This is a genomic window from Haloechinothrix sp. LS1_15 (assembly GCF_033042135.1).
In the GTDB taxonomy this organism is placed as follows: domain Bacteria; phylum Actinomycetota; class Actinomycetes; order Mycobacteriales; family Pseudonocardiaceae; genus Haloechinothrix.
Window position 1 is genome coordinate 1 of sequence record NZ_WBXM01000026.1, and the last position, 1,492, is coordinate 1,492.

A 1,492-nucleotide genomic window follows, 5' to 3' on the forward strand; every position below is an offset into this window, starting at 1 on the left:
GTGTGGGCAAGCCCTCGGCCTGTTAGTACCGGTCCGCTCGAGCACGCATTGCTGCGCTTCCACGTCCGGCCTATCAACCCACTGGTCTGGTGGGGGCCTTAACCCCTCGGTGGGGGTGGGAGACCTCATCTTGGAAAGGGCTTCCCGCTTAGATGCCTTCAGCGGTTATCCCGTCCGAACGTAGCCAACCAGCAGTGCCCCTGGCGGGACAACTGGCGCACCAGAGGTTCGTCCGTCCCGGTCCTCTCGTACTAGGGACAGGGTTCCTCAAGTCTCCTGCGCGCGCGGCGGATAGGGACCGAACTGTCTCACGACGTTCTAAACCCAGCTCGCGTGCCGCTTTAATGGGCGAACAGCCCAACCCTTGGGACCGACTCCGGCCCCAGGATGCGACGAGCCGACATCGAGGTGCCAAACCATGCCGTCGATATGGACTCTTGGGCAAGATAAGCCTGTTATCCCCGGGGTACCTTTTATCCGTTGAGCGACACCCCTTCCACGAGGTGGTGCCGGATCACTAGGCCCAGCTTTCGCTCCTGCTCGACCCGTCGGTCTCACAGTCAAGCTCCCTTGTGCCCTTGCACTCGCTGCCTGATTTCCAACCAAGCTGAGGGAACCTTTGGGCGCCTCCGTTACCTTTTGGGAGGCAACCGCCCCAGTTAAACTACCCACCAGGCACTGTCCCTGATCCGGATCACGGACCGAGGTTAGAGGCCCGGAACGACCAGAGTGGTATTTCAACGATGACTCCACCCCAACTGGCGTTGAGGTTTCCCAGTCTCCCACCTATCCTACACAAGCCGACCCAGACATCAGTACCAAGCTGTAGTAAAGGTCCCGGGGTCTTTCCGTCCTGCCGCGCGTAACGAGCATCTTTACTCGTAGTGCAATTTCGCCGGGTCCGTGGTTGAGACAGCGCCCAAGTCGTTACGCCATTCGTGCAGGTCGGAACTTACCCGACAAGGAATTTCGCTACCTTAGGATGGTTATAGTTACCACCGCCGTTTACTGGCGCTTAGGTTCGGAGCTTCACCCCCGAAAGGGTTAACCCCTCCCCTTAACGTTCCAGCACCGGGCAGGCGTCAGTCCATATACATCGACTTGCGTCTTCGCATGGACCTGTGTTTTTAGTAAACAGTCGCTCGGGCCTGCTCTCTGCGACCGGACAGCGCTCCCACCGCTCAGGGCGTTCACGCCACCCGGCTCCCCTTCTCCCAAAGTTACGGGGACATTTTGCCGAGTTCCTTAACCACGGTTCTCCCGCTCGCCTCGGTATGCTCTACCTGACCACCTGTGTTGGTTTGGGGTACGGGCCGCACGCACACTCGCTAGAGGTTTTTCTCGGCAGCATGGGATCACCCACTTCGCCACTCTGGCTCGGCATCACGTCTCAGGCCTATGGTGTGCGGATTTGCCTACACACCGCCCTACACGCTTACCCCGGGACAACCACCGCCCGGGATGGGCTACCCTCCTGCGTCACCCCATCACT

At 59.9% G+C, this 1,492-nt stretch carries 1 rRNA gene; it reads right to left on the bottom strand.

Annotation, left to right across the window (positions count from 1 at the left end):
* Positions 1–2: 2 nt before the first annotated feature.
* Positions 3–1,492: ribosomal RNA gene (locus F8178_RS20325) — 23S ribosomal RNA — on the bottom strand; the annotation flags it as partial.